At 42.9% G+C, this 21035-nt stretch carries 14 protein-coding genes and 1 riboswitch; of the genes, 7 read left to right on the top strand and 7 right to left on the bottom strand.

Annotated features, from left to right (window positions below; all coding sequences use genetic code 11):
- Positions 1-43 precede the first annotated feature (43 nt).
- Positions 44-1018: a 1-aminocyclopropane-1-carboxylate deaminase/D-cysteine desulfhydrase gene (locus G337_RS0102325; protein WP_051302900.1), complete on the top strand. Its 975-nt coding sequence runs from the start codon at positions 44-46 to the stop codon at positions 1016-1018.
- 152 nt (positions 1019-1170) lie between these two features.
- On the opposite strand, the gene G337_RS0102320 is transcribed toward G337_RS0102325, so the two are convergent.
- Entirely contained in the window at positions 1171-3084 is a 1914-nt protein-coding gene (locus tag G337_RS0102320; protein ID WP_028862441.1) for an EAL domain-containing protein, read from the bottom strand.
- A gap of 137 nt (positions 3085-3221) precedes the next feature.
- Between G337_RS0102320 and rsmC the strand changes: the two genes are divergently transcribed.
- The 5 genes from rsmC to G337_RS0102295 all read left to right on the top strand — a co-directional run bounded on the left by rsmC (position 3222) and on the right by G337_RS0102295 (position 9690).
- Entirely contained in the window at positions 3222-4265 is a 1044-nt protein-coding gene (gene rsmC, locus G337_RS0102315; protein WP_028862440.1) for a 16S rRNA (guanine(1207)-N(2))-methyltransferase RsmC, read from the top strand.
- Positions 4266-4414: 149 nt separating this feature from the next.
- Positions 4415-5695: a glucose-1-phosphate adenylyltransferase gene (glgC, locus tag G337_RS0102310; RefSeq protein ID WP_028862439.1), complete on the top strand. Its 1281-nt coding sequence runs from the start codon at positions 4415-4417 to the stop codon at positions 5693-5695.
- 33 nt (positions 5696-5728) lie between these two features.
- Positions 5729-6952: a glucose-1-phosphate adenylyltransferase gene (glgC, locus tag G337_RS0102305; RefSeq protein WP_028862438.1), complete on the top strand. Its 1224-nt coding sequence runs from the start codon at positions 5729-5731 to the stop codon at positions 6950-6952.
- Between the two features lie 279 nt (positions 6953-7231).
- Positions 7232-8704, top strand: a complete 1473-nt coding sequence (gene glgA / locus G337_RS0102300) for a glycogen synthase GlgA (RefSeq protein WP_028862437.1) — start codon at positions 7232-7234, stop codon at positions 8702-8704.
- Positions 8705-8781: 77 nt separating this feature from the next.
- Positions 8782-9690, top strand: a complete 909-nt coding sequence (locus G337_RS0102295) for a M15 family metallopeptidase (protein ID WP_051302899.1) — start codon at positions 8782-8784, stop codon at positions 9688-9690.
- A 13-nt stretch (positions 9691-9703) separates the two neighbouring features.
- Here G337_RS0102295 and ribB read toward each other — a convergent pair whose 3' ends face one another.
- From ribB to G337_RS0102265, 5 genes are all read right to left on the bottom strand, one after another.
- A complete protein-coding gene (ribB, locus tag G337_RS0102290; RefSeq protein WP_028862435.1) occupies positions 9704-10357 on the bottom strand; it encodes a 3,4-dihydroxy-2-butanone-4-phosphate synthase in 654 nt (217 codons plus the stop codon).
- A gap of 105 nt (positions 10358-10462) precedes the next feature.
- A riboswitch (FMN riboswitch) is annotated at positions 10463-10606 on the bottom strand.
- A gap of 118 nt (positions 10607-10724) precedes the next feature.
- On the bottom strand, positions 10725-13838 hold the full coding sequence (locus G337_RS0102285) for a multidrug efflux RND transporter permease subunit (protein WP_028862434.1): 3114 nt from the start codon (positions 13836-13838) through the stop codon (positions 10725-10727).
- Entirely contained in the window at positions 13838-14905 is a 1068-nt protein-coding gene (locus G337_RS0102280; protein ID WP_028862433.1) for an efflux RND transporter periplasmic adaptor subunit, read from the bottom strand. Before G337_RS0102280 ends, G337_RS0102285 begins: the two co-directional genes overlap by 1 nt.
- A gap of 565 nt (positions 14906-15470) precedes the next feature.
- Complete coding sequence (locus G337_RS0102270; RefSeq protein WP_037026949.1) at positions 15471-15863, bottom strand: hypothetical protein; 393 nt, start codon at positions 15861-15863, stop codon at positions 15471-15473.
- Between the two features lie 222 nt (positions 15864-16085).
- Positions 16086-18413, bottom strand: a complete 2328-nt coding sequence (locus G337_RS0102265) for a methyl-accepting chemotaxis protein (protein WP_028862431.1) — start codon at positions 18411-18413, stop codon at positions 16086-16088.
- A 475-nt stretch (positions 18414-18888) separates the two neighbouring features.
- Between G337_RS0102265 and G337_RS27515 the strand changes: the two genes are divergently transcribed.
- Positions 18889-19977 (top strand): trypsin-like peptidase domain-containing protein, encoded by a 1089-nt coding sequence (locus tag G337_RS27515; RefSeq protein WP_169719601.1) that lies wholly within the window; start codon positions 18889-18891, stop codon positions 19975-19977.
- 279 nt (positions 19978-20256) lie between these two features.
- Here the strand turns inward: G337_RS27515 and G337_RS0102255 are convergent, their stop codons facing one another.
- On the bottom strand, positions 20257-20736 hold the full coding sequence (locus G337_RS0102255; protein ID WP_028862429.1) for a DUF2569 family protein: 480 nt from the start codon (positions 20734-20736) through the stop codon (positions 20257-20259).
- Positions 20737-21035: the final 299 nt, after the last annotated feature.

The following is a 21035-nucleotide window of genomic DNA, read 5'->3' as shown; positions in this document are numbered from 1 at the left end:
GTATGTCTTTTTATTTTCAATATTTATTAAACGGGGCGGAAAAATGTCGGAAAAATCACTCAAAGAGCTTAATCTCAAGCTGCAGACCTTAATAAATCCCTCTCCTTTACAGCGGATCCGACATCCGCTTCTGGAGCAGCATCAGGTGCATTTATCAGTAAAAAGAGACGATCTGCTCCATGGTGATATTTCTGGAAATAAATGGCGTAAATTAAAATTTAATTTAATTGAAGCCCGCTCTTCTCAGATCAATCATATTCTTAGTTTTGGAGGCGCCTACTCCAACCATATTCATGCTTTAGCAGCTGCAGGCTTTCACCTGGGGTTTAAAACCAGCGCAGTGATCCGCGGTGAAGCAGCTTATGTCTCCAATCCGACATTAAAACAGGCGGCCGCCTGGGGAATGAACTTACAATTTGTTACCCGCAAAGAATACCGGCAACGAAACGAAAGTGAATATTTACATCAACTGCAGAAACAGTACCCCGATGCCTTCATTGTTCCTGAAGGCGGCAGTAATATTTTTGCCTTAGCAGGTCTGGCGGAGGCCGTGCAGGAGATACAGGAACAAAGTGAGACAAGTGTTGAGCATATTATAACTGCGACCGGCAGCGGCGGCACTTTAGCGGGTTTAATTTCAGCATTTAAGGATCACAAAAGCACAACCAGAATTACCGGAATCGCTGTCTTAAAAAATGCTGATTACCTGAATCAGTCAGTACACAGCCTTTTACAGCAGGCTGCGGTTAAAAGCGGCGCCCCCTGGGAATTGAAAACCCAGTTTCATCACGGCGGTTATGCAAAAGTTTCCGAGCAGTTGATTTCATTCTGCCGGCAGTTTAGCGAACAAACCAGCATTCCTGTTGAACCTGTTTATACCGGAAAAATGTTTTATGCTTTATTTCAGTTAATCAAACAGGGATATTTCAAGAAAGGCGAGCATATCGTTGCCCTGCATACCGGAGGTCTGCAGGGATTAAACGGTTTAAAACAAAGAGGGCTATACCCGCAATCCTAAAGGGAGCGCCATTTGAAGATTAAAGTCTTTATTTTAATCCTAGCGATAGAGGATTAACGCAGTTAACCGCTCGAAAGGTCATCATATTACGCCTTGCTCCGATGTCCGAGCGTGCTCCTGATAAATGCATTTTGAATGGCAGCGGGTATCTATTAAAACCCCGCCGGCTGCGCTGCAGCAAAGAAATGTCCCTGACCGGCATAAATTCCAAGTTTCAGTAAGCAGCTCCACTCTTCACTGTTTTCAATGCCGACAGCAATGATTTTAGTACGGCTGTTCAGGCAGCTGGCCATTAAACTCTGCAGAGCAATTTGATTAGCGCCGCGCTGATTAACATCGCGTACCAGCCCCGGGTGTAATTTTAAATAATCAATATTGAAATCCAGAATATACTCAGTATTAACAATCGATTTGCCGACATTATCAACGGCTACTTTACAGCCGATTTTCTGAACAGCATTCAGCGCCGTACGCAGGGTAAAATAATTATGGGTTAGTGCATCCTCACAAACCTCTATCACTAAATTATTACGCAGATATTTAGGCAGCTGCATCAGCTCGTACATCAGCCATTTATGGGTATTTTTATCCGTTAAAATTCGCGCACTCAGATTAACTGCAACAGGTGTGCCTGACTGACCGCGGGAAATAAGTAATGCTAATATTTTTTTCAGCATCTGCAGATCAAACTTTTCATGCAGCCCGCATTTTTCAGCCATAGGTAAAAAAGCAGCGGCCGCGATAATCTCCTGACTGCTGTCTTTAATACGTGGAAAAAGCTCGCAGTAAAGCTCATTAATACCGTCAGCAAGCATCACCGGCTGGCTGTATAATAATAACCCGTTATTCTGTAAACGGTTTTCCAGCAGCGCCCGCCATCTTACCGTTCCCTTAGACAGACTCACAGGCTGGTCCTGCTGATCGGCTAAAAACCAGCCACTGACTTTCTGATGTACCGCAACTAACAAGGCATGATTTAAATCATCCATAATCGACACTGTTTTTACACCGTAATGGAAATTCACCACTCCGATATGAAAGAACTCGTCAATCACAAAGAGCTCCGGCAGCTGCAGCTGAAAAAGCCGTTTACAAAGCTGCTTAGCAATAACTTCAGTCTCCTGATAGGACATCTGCGGAATGATAATAACAAACTCAGAAGCGTCAATGCGGCCGTGAAACTGATCATCATAACGCTCTGCAAATGTCGACAGCAGCTCTGTGATCTGCTGCAGCATTTTCTGATAAGCATTTGTGCCTAACTGATGATTAAGCATATCTAGCTCACTAAATTTTATCAGCAGCAGTGCGCTTGAATAAACGTTCTGCTCCATTGCAACAACATCTAAACGATTTTCAAAAGCGAGGTTATTGCCCAGTCCAGTGCTTTCATCTAAAAATGCCTGTCCGCGAATATGGGCGTCAAAATAACTGCGCTCTTTTTTACTCTGCTCCAGCTCCATGGTAAGCACATCTAATGCTTTGCTGGCCAGCTTAGGCCACTCCCCCTCATAGGGAATTCGAGCGGTAGGGTTATTCTGCAGCAGGTATTTAGCTCTTCTTTCCAGCAGCTCAGCCCCTTTAAACTGTTTTTTAATCCAGCGTATTGCAAAAACCAGCAGAGTAAGACTGAATAAAACGGCTAGTGAAATACCAGCCAGAGGCTTCACGGAAAACTTAATATCATCGTAGGGCTGGCGGGTATCTAACAATAGAGAAATCTTGGGGTATTTTTCTAACTGATACTGATAACTGAGCTGCCGGTTCTTGGGGTAATAGTGACGGTTTTCATAATAACTCTGGTAAAGAACCTTACCGGAACGCTTTATCTGCAAACGCACCACCCCGGAAGCATTAAGCAGATCCGGCAGCCACACCTCAAACTCATGCTTTTCAATGCCTTTATCCAGCTGCCGTTCAATAACGTCAATAATGGCATCCATACGCTGCTGATGGTATTTAAGTGACAAAGAGCGCAGAGTAAACAGGCCGCCGACCAGCACTAAAGTAATACACACCAGTACAACTGATGTTGTTATATAGGTAAATTTATCCGTAAATTTCATTCAATCCCTTAACCGCAGCTTAATTAGAAAATAATTCAGCTTAAAATCTTAAAACAATAATATAATGCATCATCAGCTATAACAATTTCACAGAACCTGTCCGAAAGTTCTGTGTATGTTAATAACAGGAAAGCCTAATGTCACTCACGAAAACAACATACTCAAACCCAAGTCAAGTATTGCAGCGTAATGAATCTCTTTTTAACAATAAACACATTTTAGCTGCCGGCAATATAGATGATGATTATCCGCTGCATCTGCAGGAAATCGCTTCATCAGCAACATTTTGTTTTAGCGACTACCGCTATTACAGAAGCTTGAAAAATAAATTAACCTCGTCAGAAGTCCACTTTACCGACAACTACCAGGGTGACAAGAAATTCGATCTGCTGCTGATATTTCTGCCTAAAGCCAAACAGGAAACACAGTATTTACTGGCCAGTCTTACCCCGCACCTGCAGCCGGGCGCTTCCATTATTCTAGTCGGCGAAAAAAAATGCGGTATCAAAAGTGCAGACTCTTTATTAAAACCTTATTCATCAACAGTAAATACAATTGACTCTGCTCGTCACTGCAGCATTTTATTCTGCGAATTAAACCAGACAGTAAAAACCTTTAACCAGGAAGAGTGGATTAAAACCTACCCGATTAATATCAATAATACCGAGCTGCAGATCTGCTCATTACCCGGCGTATTCAGTTACGGCGAGTTAGATAAAGGCAGCGAACTGCTGCTGCAGAATTTACCGGAAAACCTGAGCGGAAGTCTGCTTGATTTCGGCTGCGGCGCCGGTGTTATAGCCTGTTATATTCAAAAGAAACACCCGCATACAGAGATAGATTTAATTGATATAAATGCGTACGCCTTGGCCAGTGCAAAACTATCACTGCAGCAGAACGAATTAAGTGGTAACGTTTACCCTTCGGATGTTTTTTCTGATGTCAACAAAAAATATGACCTGCTTATTTCCAACCCGCCGTTTCACTCAGGCCAAAAAACTGATTACGTGGCAGCGGAAACATTTATTAATCAAGCACCTGTGAATCTAAAAAACAATGGTAGAATGTCTATTGTTGCTAACAAGTTCTTGAGATATGAACCTTTAATTGCAAAAGTGTTCACTAGTTCACAAAAACCTCAAGAAAACAATAAATTCAAAGTATTGACGTGCCTCAAGTAATAATCAAATTAGCACTTTTAATTTTTTATATTTTTTGATAACGTTTCCAGACTACAAAAGGACTAAGCTGCTGACTCGTTTTTAAGCGGCAAACAGGTTATGTGGTAGATCATAACATTCACCCCCCCTTTTTTTATCTGGAGACATTTATGGCTGGAATACTCGCTATGATTCTTGCTGGGGGAGAAGGCTCTCGTCTTTTCCCTTTAACACAATCTCGAACAAAACCCGCAGTACCCTTCGGCGGCAATTACCGCCTAGTTGATTTTGCACTAAACAATTTTGTTAATGCAGACTTAATGAAGATTTACGTATTAACCCAGTTTAAATCCCAGTCATTAAACATCCACTTACGTAAAGCATGGCGTTTATCAGGCGTTATGGGCAACCGCTTTATTGAAGCAGTTCCAGCACAGCAGCGAGTTAATAAAAACTGGTATTCAGGCACCGCTGATGCAATTTATCAAAATGCACGTTTTATTGAAAAAAGCGAACCGGAGCACGTTTGTATATTCGGCAGTGACCACATCTACAAAATGGATGTTCAGCAGATGGTTGAGCACCATAAAGCCAAAGGCGGTTCTCTGACAGTGGCGGCAATTCGAGTTGTTAAAGAGCAGGCTTATCATTTCGGAATTATCGAAGTTGATGAAGAAGGCCGTATGATTGGTTTTGCTGAAAAACCAGCCGTTGAAGACGCGAAAACCATTCCAGGTGATCCGGATCATGTATTAGCTTCAATGGGTAACTACATTTTTAAATCAGATGTATTACTTAAAGAGTTATATGCAGATGCGCCGGATAACAACTCCAGTCATGACTTCGGCAAAGACATCATTCCTAAACTCTACCCTAAAGGTGATGTCTTTATTTATAAATTAAGTGATAACTATATTCCCGGCGAACCAAAAACAGCTTACTGGCGAGATGTAGGTACAATTGATTCATACTGGGAAGCGCATATGGATCTACTGATGCATGAAACGCCGTTTTCCCTGTATAACAAACACTGGCCGTTACACACTTATCATCCGCCTCTGCCGCCGGCAACATTCCGTGACCACGGCGATTCCGTCAGCGATATTGCTCAGTCTCTTATCGGTGCAGGCTCTTATATTAACGGCGCTAAAATAGACAATTCTATTCTCGGCTTCCGCAGCCACGTGTGTAAAAATGTGCTTATAAAAGATTCTGTTTTCCTAGGAAATGCAAAGGTTGGTGCAGGCTGTCGACTAACAAAAGTAATTCTTGATAAAAATGTAGAAATCGCTCCAGGCACCATCATTGGAGAAAATCTAGAAGAAGACCGTAAACGATTTACCGTTTCCGATAACGGCGTTGTTGTAGTAGCAAAAGACAGCAGAGTAGGTTTTGAAGAGCCGGCAGCTGCTGTTGAAGACAAAAAAGTATTAGCGGACTCAGTTCTTTAACGATTTTTTATTCTAAATATATAGGTTTCTAACATGGCAAAAGTTCTCTCTATGATTTTAGCGGGGGGTGAAGGTTCCCGCCTTTACCCGCTAACACAGTCTCGCACTAAACCTTCTGTGCCGTTCGGCGGCAGTTACCGTCTGGTAGACTGTGTATTAAACAATTTTGTAAACTCATCACTGCTTCGTATTTATGTCTTAACACAGTTTAAATCTCAGTCTCTTAATGAGCACCTTAATAAAGCCTGGGGATTAAACAGTATTACCGATACCTTTATTGATGCAATTCCAGCACAGATGCGTATTGGTAAACACTGGTACAGCGGCACCGCTGATGCGATTTACCAGAATTTACAGTTTATCGAATCCGATGAAGCTGACACTATCTGTATTTTCGGCAGCGACCATATCTATAAAATGGATATCAGCCAGAAAATTGAATTCCATAAAGAAAAAGACGCAGTATTAACGGTTTCTGCCATCAAACTGCCTAAAGAGCAGGCTTATCACTTTGGTATTATCGAAGTAGATGAAGAAGGCCGTATGATTGGTTTTGCTGAAAAACCAGCCGTTGAAGATGCGAAAACCATCCCGGGTGATCCGGATCATGTCTTAGCATCCATGGGTAATTACGTATTTAAATCAAAAGAGCTGCAGGAAGAGCTGATTCGTGATGCGGCACTAGCAGATTCAAGTCATGATTTCGGCAAAGATATTATTCCTCATCTTTACCCGCAGGGCAAAGTCTTCGTTTATGACTTTACCAAAAACACCATCCCGGGCGAGCAGGGAAATGCCTACTGGCGTGATGTAGGTACAATCGAATCATACTGGGAAGCAAATATGGACTTGATTAAGTCTGAGCCTCCAATTTCACTGTACAACCGCAAATGGCCGATGCATACCCATTACCCGGCACTACCGGCTGCACATTTTAAAAACAGTCATGAGTCTAACTGTACGATTCGTAAATCTCTGGTTTCCGACGGCTGTCATATCAGCGGTGCATCAATTAAAAAATCAGTACTGGGCTTCAAATGTTTTGTCGGCCAGGACAGTGAAATTTTCGAATCGGTATTATTAGGCGACACTAAAATCGGCAAAAACTGTATCTTAACCAAGGTGATCATTGATAAAGATGTAATGATTGCAGATAACGTACAGATTGGTGTTAATTTAGAAGCGGATAAAAAACGTTTTACTGTATCAGATGACGGTATCGTGGTTATCCCTAAAGGTGCTAAAATCGGTTTTTAACCTGTAATATCAATATTACACTCAGCATAATATTTACAAGCCACAGTTTTTTGTGGCTTTTTACTTATATCAGATGTATTAATTATATAAGCTTGTACTGCACAGCAGAAAAGGAACACTTGACGAACAGCAGCCTTCGGAAAGAGTTAATCTGCAGGCAGTACTTATCACACGGATAGTGCTTATTTTAATCAGCGGGACGAATCACTTATTTGATCTGTCCGGCACTATTAAACTAACTTTTTACAGCATGGGCAGAACTGCCACAGGAGTCTTTCATTGGATAATAGAAAACTAAAAATTCTTTTTGTATCGTCAGAAGTCGAAGGATTCTCAAAAACGGGAGGCTTGGCAGATGTAGCCAAAGCCCTGCCGATCGAGCTGCGCAACAGTGGTCACGAAGTTAAAATAGTCACCCCTTTTTACCGCACCATCAAGCATCGTGAACATGCACAACACCGTTTAAATCTAACTCTCAATACAGATCATTCCCGTCCGGATGTCACCTTTCAGGTAAAGGAATTAAGTTTAGACGGCATCCCTGTTCTAGCCATTGATAACACACACTATTTTGACCGTGAAGGTCTGTACGGTGAAGACAATCATGCCTACCAGGATAACGGCGAACGTTTTGCTTTTTTCAGTCTGGCAGCGCTGCAGGCTTGTGATGCATTAGATTTCACACCGGATATTATCCACTGCAATGACTGGCATACCGGATTAATCCCTTATCTGCTTAAAACCCGTTACCATGAGCACAACCGCTTTACTCATACAAAAACTGTATTAACAACGCATAATGCATGCTATCAGGGGATCCACGATAAGTCGCAGCTGAACCTTATTCCTGAAGTCAGCTCGTGCATGGATGAGCGTGTACTGGAAAACTACAGCTATATTAACTATCTCAAAGTCGGCTTAACCTACAGTGATAAGATCAATACCGTAAGCCCAAACTATGCAAGCGAGCTACTTACTATTCTCGGCTCTCACGGTATGTCACATCACTTTATTGAACGTATTCAGGATTTCGAAGGTATCTTAAACGGTTGTGACTACGATGACTGGAACCCTGAAACCGATACACATATTCCGGCTAACTACAGCGCAGATGACCTCAGCGGTAAAGAAGTGTGTAAAAAAGCGCTGCAGAAAGAGGTTGGACTGCCGGTAAATGACGACCCGATGTTTGGTATGGTCTGCCGCCTGACGGAGCAGAAAGGCTTTGGTCTGATCGTTCCAATGCTGGAGCGTTTTTTAAAGCATAATGTACAGCTGGTGATTGTCGGATCAGGTGATCCCTCCATTACAGGTCAGCTGAATGCCATTGCTAATCACTTCCCGGATAAATTTAAGTTTATTGATGCATATAACACAGATCTGGCGCACCTGGTTGAAGCCGGCTCTGACTTTTTTGTTATGCCGTCACTCTTTGAACCTTGCGGTTTAAACCAGCTATACAGCCTGGCTTACGGCACCCTGCCGATAGTTCGTGCGGTAGGCGGACTTAAAGATACAGTACTGGATTACGATCAGGATCCGGATCATGCTAACGGCTTTGTCTTCTATGATACTAACCCGAATCAGCTGCTGAATATCTTACGGCGCGTGGTACTGCTTTATACTGAGCACCCGGAAGAGATGTATCGTCTGAAAACCCAGGCGATGCGTTCACACTTCTACTGGTCTGATGCTGTCAGGCATTATGAGCGCCTCTATTACAATGCGCTGCACCACCACCATAACTGGTAAAAGCACTGATTTTTATAATCATTGAAAATATAAAACCAATTTCATTATGAAATTGGTTTTTTTTTATAAGGATTAAAATGAAAAATTTTTTCTGCTGCTTAATTTGTATCGTAACTCTGTTTTATCCGTTATCTGCAGCTGCAGATATCGGCCGCATCAGTGAAGCACAGTGCCGAAAAATGACGGAAACGGGAGTGATGGATGCACATGCTCCGGTGCAGTGCGGGCGTTTACGAAATGTTACTTTTACTCATATTGATTTTCAAGGAGCGGAGAAAACCGGACAGGTAGTAGTGATCGATGCTCTCGCACCTTATGTTGAAAATATTTTTGCGCAGCTGCAGAGCAGAAACTTCCCTATTCATCAGGCTGTGACTATCGAGCATTTTTCCGGAGACGACGATAAATCAATGCAGGTCAATAATACCTCTGCCTTTAATTACCGCGCGATAGCAGGCCAAAAAAGTCTGTCACTGCATGCCTACGGCGCGGCGATTGATATCAACCCGCTGCAGAATCCGTTTGTCTCCTTCACTTCATGGGGAACTGCGACTTTTAAACCGCTCAAAGGGCATCAGTATTTAAACCGCATGCACAGCCGCCTGAATAAAGAAAACAGCCGTGGTTTTGCTGAACAGGTATTACAAATCTTTGCACAGAACGGCTTTATCTACTGGGGAGGTTACTGGGATACACCTATTGATTTTCAGCACTTCCAGACCAGCCGGGATACAGCTTACCTGATGAGTAGTTTAGACAGTGCTTCTGCCGGATTATTCTTTCGAAACTATGTAAACTGGTATCGCCAGTGTTCCAGCAGGCTAACAACACAGCCGCAGCTGTTTGCTGTCACTGATTACGAGTCATATCTGAAAAAGAGATTAAATACTAAATCGCTGCATAAAAGTTTTAAAACAGATAAACAGCAGCTGCTGAATTTAATCATGCAGCCGCTTAACAGCTCTCCTGAAAATTGTTCAGGATAAGCACTGCTCAGTGCTAACTTGCCTGTTTCTGTAACTGTGTAATGTAATTGACCAGATCATCAATGCTGACAACCGGCATATTATGAGCGGCTGCAAATTTTACCACTTCCGGTAAACGTGCCATTGTGCCGTCTGGATTAGTCAGCTCACAGATAACACCTGCGGGTATTCTTCCGCCAAGTCTCGCCAGCTCAACCGCGGCTTCAGTATGACCTCGACGAGATAAAACCCCGCCTCGATGTGCTTTAAGCGGAAAAACATGTCCCGGCCGGGAGAGATCCTGCGCCTGCGCTCCCGGTTTCACAGCAGCTTTAATGGTCGTTACCCTGTCCTGAGCAGATACGCCCGTAGTAACCCCGGATGCAGCTTCAATACTGACCGTATAGGCGGTGTTATTCTGACTGGTATTACAGCTGACCATCTGCGGCAGATCCAACTGTCTAGTGGTTTGTTCCGTCAAGCACAGGCAGACAATACCGCTGCCTTCGCGGATCATCATCGCCATCTGCTCAGTGGTAAGAGAATCGGCGGCAAAAATAAAGTCTCCTTCATTTTCTCTGTCTTCATCGTCTACAACTAAGACTCCCTGACCATTTTTGATAGATTCAACGGCATTACAAACACGCTGCGCCGCATCACCGAATTGTGTTAATAGAGACTGACTCATGGTAGTTCCTTAATATTTAATAGTTACCAGAATCAGGGCATAGGGAAGTGCGTTTTCTTTATCTTGCGATTTTAGAATACGTAAAAGCAGCGAACAAGAGTACGCTTTTATTCTCTTCCATCCGGACTCTAACCGTCGGCTCTGGAGTCACACCAGATCTGCTGACCTCAATATAAAAATACTGAGCGCTCGCGGGCTTGCCAAAGGCTTACCGCCGGTGGGGAATTTCACCCCGCCCTGAGAATTGCTAAGTTAATTTAGCGCAGATATATTAACGGTTAATCAGCAGCTTGGGAAACACTAAAACAAAAAAAGCCGATCTGCTTAAGCAAGTCGGCTTTGATTAAAAGTTTAATCTCTACTGCAGCTAAGGATGAGCCACCCGAATTTTAACATCCTTCTTAAGCTCCTCCTCTAACAGCTCTTCCACATAACCCGGTGAATGAGTTACGCTGGAAATTAAGCGGTACATCGCCGGGATCACCAGCAGCGTTACCAGCGACGCAAAAGCCATGCCGAAGAATACGACTGTACCCACAGCAATACGGCTTTCAGAGCCGGCTCCCGTTGACAGAATCAAAGGAACTGCGCCGGCAAGCGTGGTAAATGCAGTCATTAAGATCGGGCGTAAGCGTCTTGCAGATGCATCGATTATCGCCTGTTCAAACTCAATGCCCCGATCGCGCAGCTGATTAGCAAACTCAACAATTAATATGCCGTTTTTGGTTACCATACCAATCAGCATAATCATACCAATCTGACTGTAGATATTAAGACCCTGGTCCATAAAATATAAACCTAAGAAACCGCCTAATACTCCCATAGGTACGGTCAGCATTACCACCAGCGGATTTATAAAGCTTTCAAACTGAGCCGCCAGTACTAAATATGCAACCAGCAGCGCCAGAGCAAAAACAACCAGCACACTGCTTTGATTCTCTTTATAATCTTTAGATTCGCCGCTGTAATTAACCGAAATATCACTGGGCAGAAGCTCCACCGCTTTGGCATCTAAAAAGTCCAGTGCCTCGCCAAGTGTATAACCCGGCGCAACACTGCCGCTTAAGGTAATAGATTTCTGCTTATTATTGTGCGATAAACGCTGCGCCGATGCGACCTCTTCGATATGAGTTATGGTATCAAGGGTGACCAGCTCGCCAGCCGCGCTGCGCATATAAATCTGACTTAAATCCGCCACATTATTAAAACGGTTTTCATCACCGCGAAGATAAACGTCATATTCTTCACCGCGATCGATATAAGTCGTTTCACTGCGTCCGCCAAGCATGATCTCAAGTGTGCTTGAAACTTCATTTACACTGATGCCAAGTTCAGCTGAGCGTTCTTTATCAATAGTAACCACCAGCTCAGGTGTTTTTTCGGAATAATCAAGATCTCCTGCGACTAAAATCCCGGCGGTTTCTGCTTCCTGACGTAAAAGCTCAGCCCATTTCTGGAGTTCGCTGTAGTCCGAACCGCCCAGCACATACTGTACAGGATCGCTGGATCCGCCTCTAAAGCCGGGCGTTAGAGGGCGAACCATTACATCGGGGATATCTTTCAGCGCCTTGCTTACCATGACCAGCGCCTGCTGCGCATTTACCGTTCGACTTTCCCAGTCTTCCAGCACCATAATAACAAAACCAGTCTGATCACCAGCCATGCCGCCGAATGCCGGAGCCTGAGTGCTGAAGGATTTAATAACTCCTTGACCAACCAGAGGCAGAATACGTTCTTCCACTATATCCATATTGGCATTCATACGGTTATAACTGGTGCCTTCCGCCCCTTTTATAAAGGCAAAGATCACCCCGCGGTCTTCCTTCGGAGCCAGCTGCGAAGGCACCAGCTGCATCAGCCAGAAACTACCGGCGATACAAGCTAATATAACAAACGGCGCGGCTAACCTGAATTTAACCGCTTTAACCAGTACGCGGCGGTAATATGCCTCTAAACGTAGAAAAAGAGCCTCCATTGCCAGATTAAAACGGTTGGGTTTAACATTTACCTTTAATATTTTACTGCCCAGTACAGGTGTCAGTGTCAATGCAATAATGGATGAAAAAATTACCGACATAGCTAGCAGCACTGAAAACTCCGTAAATAACAGGCCGACCATACCGTCCATAAATGAAATAGGTAAAAAGACCATCACTAAGACCAGCGTGGTTGCAACAACCGCAAAACCTACTTCGCGCGTTCCCTTATATGCAGCCAGTAACGGTTTTTCACCCTTTTCAATATGGTGGAATATATTCTCCACCACCACTATTGCATCATCGACCACCAGACCAATCGACAGGATCAGCGCCATTAAGGTAATTAAGTTGATCGAAAAACCAAAATAATAAGCGGCAATAAATGAAGATATCAGCGACACAGGCACAGTCACTGCCGGAATGATAGTCGCCCTCACCTGGCCGATAAAAATATATAATACCAGTACCACTAAGCCGCCGGTGATAAACAGAGTGCTGTATACTTCGCTGATCGAACGGTCGATAAATACCGTTGAATCATAATCAACCGCTAAGCGCGCGCCCTCGGGCAGGAATTTCTGAATTTTTTCTACTTCTTTATGTACTGCACCGGCGACTTCTAAAGGATTAGCATCAGACTGAGTAATAATACCTAGACTTAAGTTAACCACCCCGTCACTTTTAAAGGATGAATTTTCATTCTCTGCACCGACATAAACCTTAGCAACATCCTTTAGATAAACAGGCGTACCGTCACTAGCGGTTCGTACCACCAGATAATCAAAATCCTGCGGCTGCGCATACAAACGCGCAGTACGCACAGACATTACGGTAGTATCGTTACGCACTTCACCACCTGGGTTTTCAACATTCTCCTCGTTTAATGCAGCTACAATATCGCTGGTGGTCACCGCTCTGCCCGCCATCAAATCAGGGTAAAGTTTAACATACATAACCTGATACAAACCGCCGGAGATACTCACCGAGCTGACACCGGTAATAAGACTGAAGCGGTCTTCTAATACACGCTGTGCATAATCGGTCAGCTGCGTGCGGTCCATTTCAGTGGAGTTAAGGTTAATATAAAGCGACGGTTCACCTGTGCCGTTGTCTTTGGCAACAACCGGATCGTCGGCCTGATCCGGCAGGGAACTCTGCGCTTTAGCAACCGCATCACGGACATCACTGACCCCTTCGGTTAAATTCCAGCCAAGATCAAAGGTAACTGTAATACGCGACATACCGTTACGGGTTACCGAAGTGATTTCATCAATACCGCTGATGCCGGTGATCTGCTCCTCGATAACGGTCGTAACCTGGCTTTCCATAATGGAAGCCGAAGCACCGTCATAGATAGTCATAACCGTAACAACCGGACTTTCAACATCCGGCATTTCTCTCATAGACAACTTACTGAAAGATACGGCGCCAAAAACACAAAGTAATAAACTTAAAACAATTGCAACAACGGGACGTTTAACCGAGGTATCGGAGAGCCACATTAGTTAAGCTCCTTATTTACTTTACTGTCGCCGGCAAGATCTTTAACTTTTAATCCGTCTTTCATATTCACCAGTCCCTGCACAACGATTCTGTCACCAACTTCAACCCCCTTTTCGATTAGAACCTGGTTAACGATACGTGCTCCTAACAGCACCTCGGTACGTTTAACAAAACCCTGATCATTGATCACATACACAAAACGTTTAGTACCGGAATACTCTAATGCCTGTACAGGAATAATCGGCTCATTAATGGCAGGAAACGCCATGGTTGCCGACATCATCATGCCCGGTTTTAATTTATTCTGCGGATTATTAAACTGCACCCGGACGCGAAGGTTAAGTGTTTCCGGATTAATTCTAGAATCAATGGCAATTATTTCCCCATGAAAAACCGTGCCCGGCCACGCGCTGCTGGAAGCTCTTACTTTCAGGCCTTCGGATAACATAGACAGATAAGATTCAGGCACCTGCAGATCCAGCTGCATAACAGACAGATCATCCAGGGTTAATAATTCGCTTCCCGCAGAAACCATCTTGCCGCGGCTGAAATCAATCAGACCGATAGTGCCGGAAAACGGCGCCGTTAAATGATGATCATCAACTTCAGCTTGAGCCGCCAGTAAGCGCGCTTTACCGATCTCAACAAAAGCATACTGGGCATCAAGCAGCGTCTGGGTGACTGCACCTTTTTTTACCAGGCTTACGTATTCATTCAGTTTACGCTGCTCATCAAGCAGATAAGCAGAGGCCTCAAGCAGAGCCGCCTGAGCTTTAGAATCATCTAACTGCAGCAGCGCCTGCCCCGCTTGTACTTTTTGATTAGCCTGGACATTGATGGTGTTTACTTTACCCGCGACCTCGGGGGCAATACTGACAAACTGATCCGACTGCAGTTTACCGATCAGCGAAATAGACTGTGAAACTTCATGATATTCAACCAGTTCACTGTAAACAGCAACAGCCCGCTCAGCAGCGGCTGAAGTTTTAGCGCTAAGCGCAGAACTATAGCCGGATATACTTAATATCATGGTAATTAATAGTGTCAGGGAAACACGTTTATTCATTTTTTATTCCATATATTGAAATTGAGACTTATACCCGTTAGCAATCAAAATACATTTATCAGTCGCTAGCCCGGACACCAAAGCAAGGCGCAGCATGATGACCTTTAGAGCTAGCGACCCACGGGCAACCCGTGAGGCAAACATCTTCGTTGTTGTGAAGTTTCGATTTAACCCGTTAGATCTTCACCTTCACGCCTAGAATCTGTTCACCTCACGACTTGCTGATTTTTGCATCTTGAATGATAACGGGTATATTATATTCAAACTTTGCCTTGTCTTTATTCAGCACTAAGTAAAGCTGAGTAAAAGAATGTAAGGCCTGCTGAAAGCGATTATAGCTATCTTGAAAAATACAATTATAAAATATTTGTTACTGACATTAGCTGTCGTAAAGCTAAAGTAAAAGGACAGGTAAAAAGACTAAACGTTCACTGTGACTGTTGTTTTAACTAAGATAATTTATAGTAGCGGGCAAGGCAGCTGCTGTACTGAATACAAACAGGATGAGAGGAATAAATTTTATACTGACAGGTATTACTGACTGTTGAAATACGGCCTGTAACAGTCAGTCTGAAAGCAGAGGTTTCATCCATCTTTCGGCATCCGAAACATTATTAAAAAACTGAAAAGTTTCATCAGCTTTAACACACAGTTCAGAAAGATGGCGCTTACCCAGTTCTGGTGAGTTGGAGTCCGTTAAAATAAAAGCGGTGGCAGTACGGCCGTGTGTTTTTTCATATTTTATCTGCTCAATAAGCAGTTCAGCGGCATCGGGTGTATGCACAGGTTCACCATACATAACAGCAATAATCCCCCATTTCCCCCTCTCCCGCAGCTTGAGCATCATCTTCGCGTTAGCAAAGGAAATTTTCAGCGCTTCTTTATTCCATGGACCGCGGCCTTCCACAATTAATATATTATTTTCTAATGCTAACTTAAAAACGCCATGATCCTTCATGTCAGTCTTAATTCCTTGCTGCAAACAGAGAGAAAGCTTACCATGCCGGAAACAGCCCGGCACCTATAGTCGCTCAGTCAGTGGGAGTTATGTAACAGATATCACTTTTATTTTTCGTTAAAAATAAGAGCCAGATAAGGAAAACAGCTGCGGACAAGCCGACTCGATAAAGTCGACCTGCATTCCCCGGGCAGGATCAGCATAACGTCATAAGTTTAACAGTTATTCAACTTTAAACTGATCCACAAGCAGTTTAAGATCTCCGGCCAGTTCAGCAAGTTTTTCACTGGCGGCCGTTGTCTGCACTGCGCCCTCTGAGGTCTGCTCCGCCATATCATTAATGCTGACAATACTGCGGTTAATATCTTCATTAACAGCATTCTGCTCCTCCGCGGCGCTGGCTATCTGCGTACTCATATCATTAATGCGGGACACAGCACTGGCAATCACGGTTAATGAATTACCAGCCTGATTGGCCTGATCAACAACCGAAAGTGCTTTAGTACTGCTTACATCCATTGCTTCAACCGCTTTAAGCGAGCCTGACTGGAGCTTCTCAATCATCTGCTGAATCTCTTCAGTGGACTGCTGGGTACGTCCGGCCAGTGTACGCACTTCATCGGCAACAACGGCAAACCCCCGACCCTGCTCACCTGCGCGGGCGGCCTCGATAGCGGCATTAAGCGCTAACAGGTTTGTCTGCTCGGCAACACCTCTAATTACATCCATTACCGTACTTATATTTTCACTGTCTTTTTCAAGCTGATGAATAACACCGGCGGCATTTTCAATAAAATCAGAAAGCTCCTGAATATCCTCAACCGTTTGATTCACCATCTGGCTTCCGGCAACCGTTTCATCATTTGCTTCACCGGCGGCTTCAGCCGTTTTGGTAATATTCACACTGACTTCCTGCACGGTGGCATTCATCTCATTAATCGCAGTGGCAACCTGCTCGGTTTGATTCTTCTGTTCGAAAATAATCTGACTAGTCTGACTGGTTACTGCCGAAGTCTGTTCCGATGCACTGGCAATATCAAGGGAGGCGCGGGATACCTGCAGAATACCGGTATGAAATTTTTCCATCATAAGATTCAATGATCCGGCAGCCATACCTATTTCATCATTAGATTTAATATCAATTCTTTTAGTCAGATCCGAGTTTTTCTCAATCTCATTAATCATCTGACTAAGTTTAATTATCGGTTTAGTAGTGGCAATCGCAAAGACAATACCAATAGCAATACCTACGGCGACCAGCAGCACAGTAATAGTAACAGACAGCATAAATATGCTTTTGGTGAGGACATAGGCAGGTGCAAAAGCCTCTGCCTCATCAATTTCACTCATAATAATCCAGTTCAGCCCTTCAATTTTAACCGGAGCATAAGTTGAAAGTACCGGCACATTCCGGTAGTCAGGATAAATATCAAAACCGGAATTTCCAGACAGCGCCTTAGTCACACCGGGAGTACCGGCCGGCTGTAACCCGATACTGGTATCCTTAGTTGAAATAGCATCAATAGTGCTCTGCGCTACGCCGGATTCAGATAACGCCTTAATATATCCCGCTTTATCTTCAATCAAAAAACGGCTCATTGAACGTAATGTTTTGTCCTGAGCAACCAGATAGGTTTCACCAGATTCACCTAAACCGCTCTCTTCCCACTTTTGGTGATGAGTCATAATATTATTGATATTATCAATGGGCATCTGAAAGATTAATACACCGCTTTTGACACCATTATTAAATATTGGCGAGGCGATAAAAGAGGCTGGATCCTGATAAGAAGGCGGGTAAGATGCAAAATCAGCAACCGCGACAAAATCACTAGAGCCAGCCTGGTTAGCTTTGCGGAACACTTCACCAATAGCGCTGTCCGCATAGGCACCGTTTTTCAAAGAGGTCGTATAATCAAGCTCTTTGAAGACCGAATAAATAATATCCCCGGAGTCGGAATCAACAAGAAAAACATCGTAATAACCAAATTTCTGCAGAAAATAATTAAAAACCGGATGGTATTTTTTATGGGCTTGATTATACGTGGAATTATCCCCCATATCGTTAAGGTTGTTTTTTTCACCCAGCGGACTCGGGTTTGCTTTTATCATTTTATACTGCAGAACAAGCGAATCATCATCTAGTTTTGCCAGCCAGGAAGAGACATCCGGACGCTGATTATTATTACGTTTTTTATATTCGTTAGAAAAATCATTCTGGTAATAGCTGGATAACTGATCTTTAAAGTCAGACAGATCTACTGGGACTTCATATTTATAATCAGCAAAACCTTCTTTAAATGACTGCATTGCATCAATAGTCATCTGATTATTAGATAAGGTCTGCACCTGTTTACGAATAGTGCTGAAATAATCTTCGATACGTCCTTTAGTCAGATCCCGAACAGCAACCAGGTGCTCCTGCGCAACCTCTTTTAAAGCATCTTCGCTGTTATTCGATGCAGTAATGCCAATGGTAACACAGGCAATAATCACCGGAACGGCAGCTAGTGTGCCGGCACCAATGATCACTTTTTGTTTAAGTTTCATGAGCAGGATCCTTCTGTTATACGTATCTGTAAATGTAGGATAATGCCGGAATAATGTTAGCAGGATGTTAACAGGAAGTAAGAGCAATGTAGACCACAAGCCCTCCGAGCTCATACTAGGCCTTTAAAAACCTCTTTGTTTATAAGGCTTTCCTTTCAAAAATAACAGCTTTCTATCTCCCTAGCAAAAAGAGCAAATTTTTGTATAAATACAGAAAAAGAACAGTTATTCGGCGGCGGCACGGTAGATATCTGCATCAATCATATTCAATAAAAAAGGCGCTTCCATCAAAGTGATTATGATGATTTATTAATATTTAATAAAATTATGGGTGACAGATGGGCATGGCTAATAATTGCATTATTATTTGTCTGTCTTGTTGGCTTATATTGGTTAATAATGTCCCATCTTGGTTAAAACCCTAGGAAGATTAATATACTTGTATTAGTCGTTAATGAATTTGAGAATAATTAAAATGGCCCAGCGTATTGTACCAACCTTATTAATACTTGCTTCTTTATATGTAGTGAGTAGTCATGCTGAAATATACCGCTATCAAGATGAGCAGGGTAAATGGCATTTTACAGACGTAACTCCCGCCGAAGATAAAAATGCTGAACAGCTCGGTTTTGACAAGACAGAAACAGCGGCAGTGTCGAGTAGAAAAAAAACGCCTCAAGATCTGCAGGCTTATTTAAGTGATTCAATTAAGCCGAATAATGATATCGAAAAAGCGACCCTTGCAGTTGTGAAAATAGAAACCCTGACAGGATCTGGCTCTGGATTTTTTATCAGTGAGCAGGGGCATATTATTACTAACAAACATGTTGTACGTATTACTGCGACTAAGTATTGGAAATCAGAACAAAAAAAACTTGAGTCTGAAGAGAAAAAAATAAAAGAAGCCGGGGACTATTTAAAACAAAAAAAATTAGAAATGCGCAGCTATAAAAAAGATCTGGAAAATTACAAAAAACGCATGGTTAAAGCGCACAAAACAGACAAAGCGACAATGCAGGAAACATATGATTATTACTTAAAACGTTATAATAATCAGAAAAAAGAGCAAAGCAGAATTACTGATAACTATATGCAAGCCAAAAAATCACTAGCAAAACAGAAAAGCAAAATTCGCCGCTCTAAAGCATCCAGTACCTTTAAGATTATTCTCAAAGATAATACCGAGCTGCAGGCTAAACTGATTAAGCTGAGTTCTGAATTTGATTTAGCTCTGCTGCAGTTAACAGGAAGCTACAAAACCCCGTATCTGAAAAATGCCCCCCGCTTCACTCAAGGAATGGACGTTTATGCAATCGGCAGCCCGCTGGGTTTTAAAGATTATGTCACCAAGGGAATTATTATGGGCCGGGAAAGAGGAAATATTGTAACGGATACCCAGATACTTCCCGGAAACAGCGGAGGCCCGTTAATTACTCCAGAGGGAGATGTGGTTGGTATTAATACTGCTGTTTACCGCGCTGACGGTACGCTTGGCTCAGAAGTATTTGGTTATGCCATTCCGATAGCAGTTGTCGAAAGAGAATTTGCAGATGAGGTGAATTAAGTCATTGAGAGAACGGCGGCGTTCTCTGTCCTAGAATAAAAACTTAAGATTCAGCCGGTTAGCGACCTCAACAAAGTCGATAAGCTGCTTCATAAAAATGAGAGCAGCCCGTTCGGAGAAACCTTATTAGAGCCCAATGATTCTGCAGGTTTTGAAGTAGTTAAAATGAAGGAATGTGAGGTGTTGAAAGATACGCAGTAATGTGACTTCCAACACCTCAAAACAGCAAGTCTCATGGCTTATCTAAAAAAGAAGCCGCAAGGTCCGCATCATATGTTTTTATACATTAGCATTAGCGCCGTAATAAGACTTCACTCGTTTAGATTTTTTAAAATATGCTGTCCAGACCAAAGTATAGATAACATCTCCAATTAAACGCGTAGGCTCTTCAGTGAGATAACCAGAGTTAAAAAGGTACAATGATATGAAATATATAACTGCACTGGTCGCCATATACGAAAATATAATGACATATATTTTCGTGGGTATTGCTTCATTACGAATATGAATAAATTTAAGGATAAGCACTGAAAATATTAAAATAGGCAGAGACTCAGCAAGTGCGGCGATGAAATCCGCAGGAGTATCAAATAGTTCCTTACCAGCAAAGTAAAATATGACAGATAGAACAGTCGCAATGGCCACCACCACTACTTTGGTAATACAAATGATTTTTAAAAAACGAAGCCAGCCGCCAATCACGGGGGGCACTTGAGTTAGTTCAACATCTGCTTCTTTGTAAATATTTTGATCGTCCATGCTTACTCTCTTTATAATTTAGAATGCTTATATATAGCATTTTTTGGACACATTACATATAACCATTTATGTTAGCTCTTATCTTTTGCCTATAGAGCAAAGTACAAAAACTATCCCATGTTTTTCTGTTACAAATTTATATGTTGAACGGAACCCGTTTTCCTTCACATCCCCCCTGTAAGCTAATGCGCACAGAGTCCGCACATGTTATTTTTACAGTCTTGATCTCTATTTACAAAACATTCAGATTTGGAAATCACTTATTTCCCTTTTAAATCAACACACTAAAAACAGACAAG

Origin of the sequence: Psychromonas aquimarina ATCC BAA-1526, assembly GCF_000428725.1 — a bacterium.
In the GTDB taxonomy this organism is placed as follows: domain Bacteria; phylum Pseudomonadota; class Gammaproteobacteria; order Enterobacterales; family Psychromonadaceae; genus Psychromonas; species Psychromonas aquimarina.
Note: the sequence above shows the minus strand (reverse complement) of the source record. Positions and strands in the feature narration are given on the sequence as shown.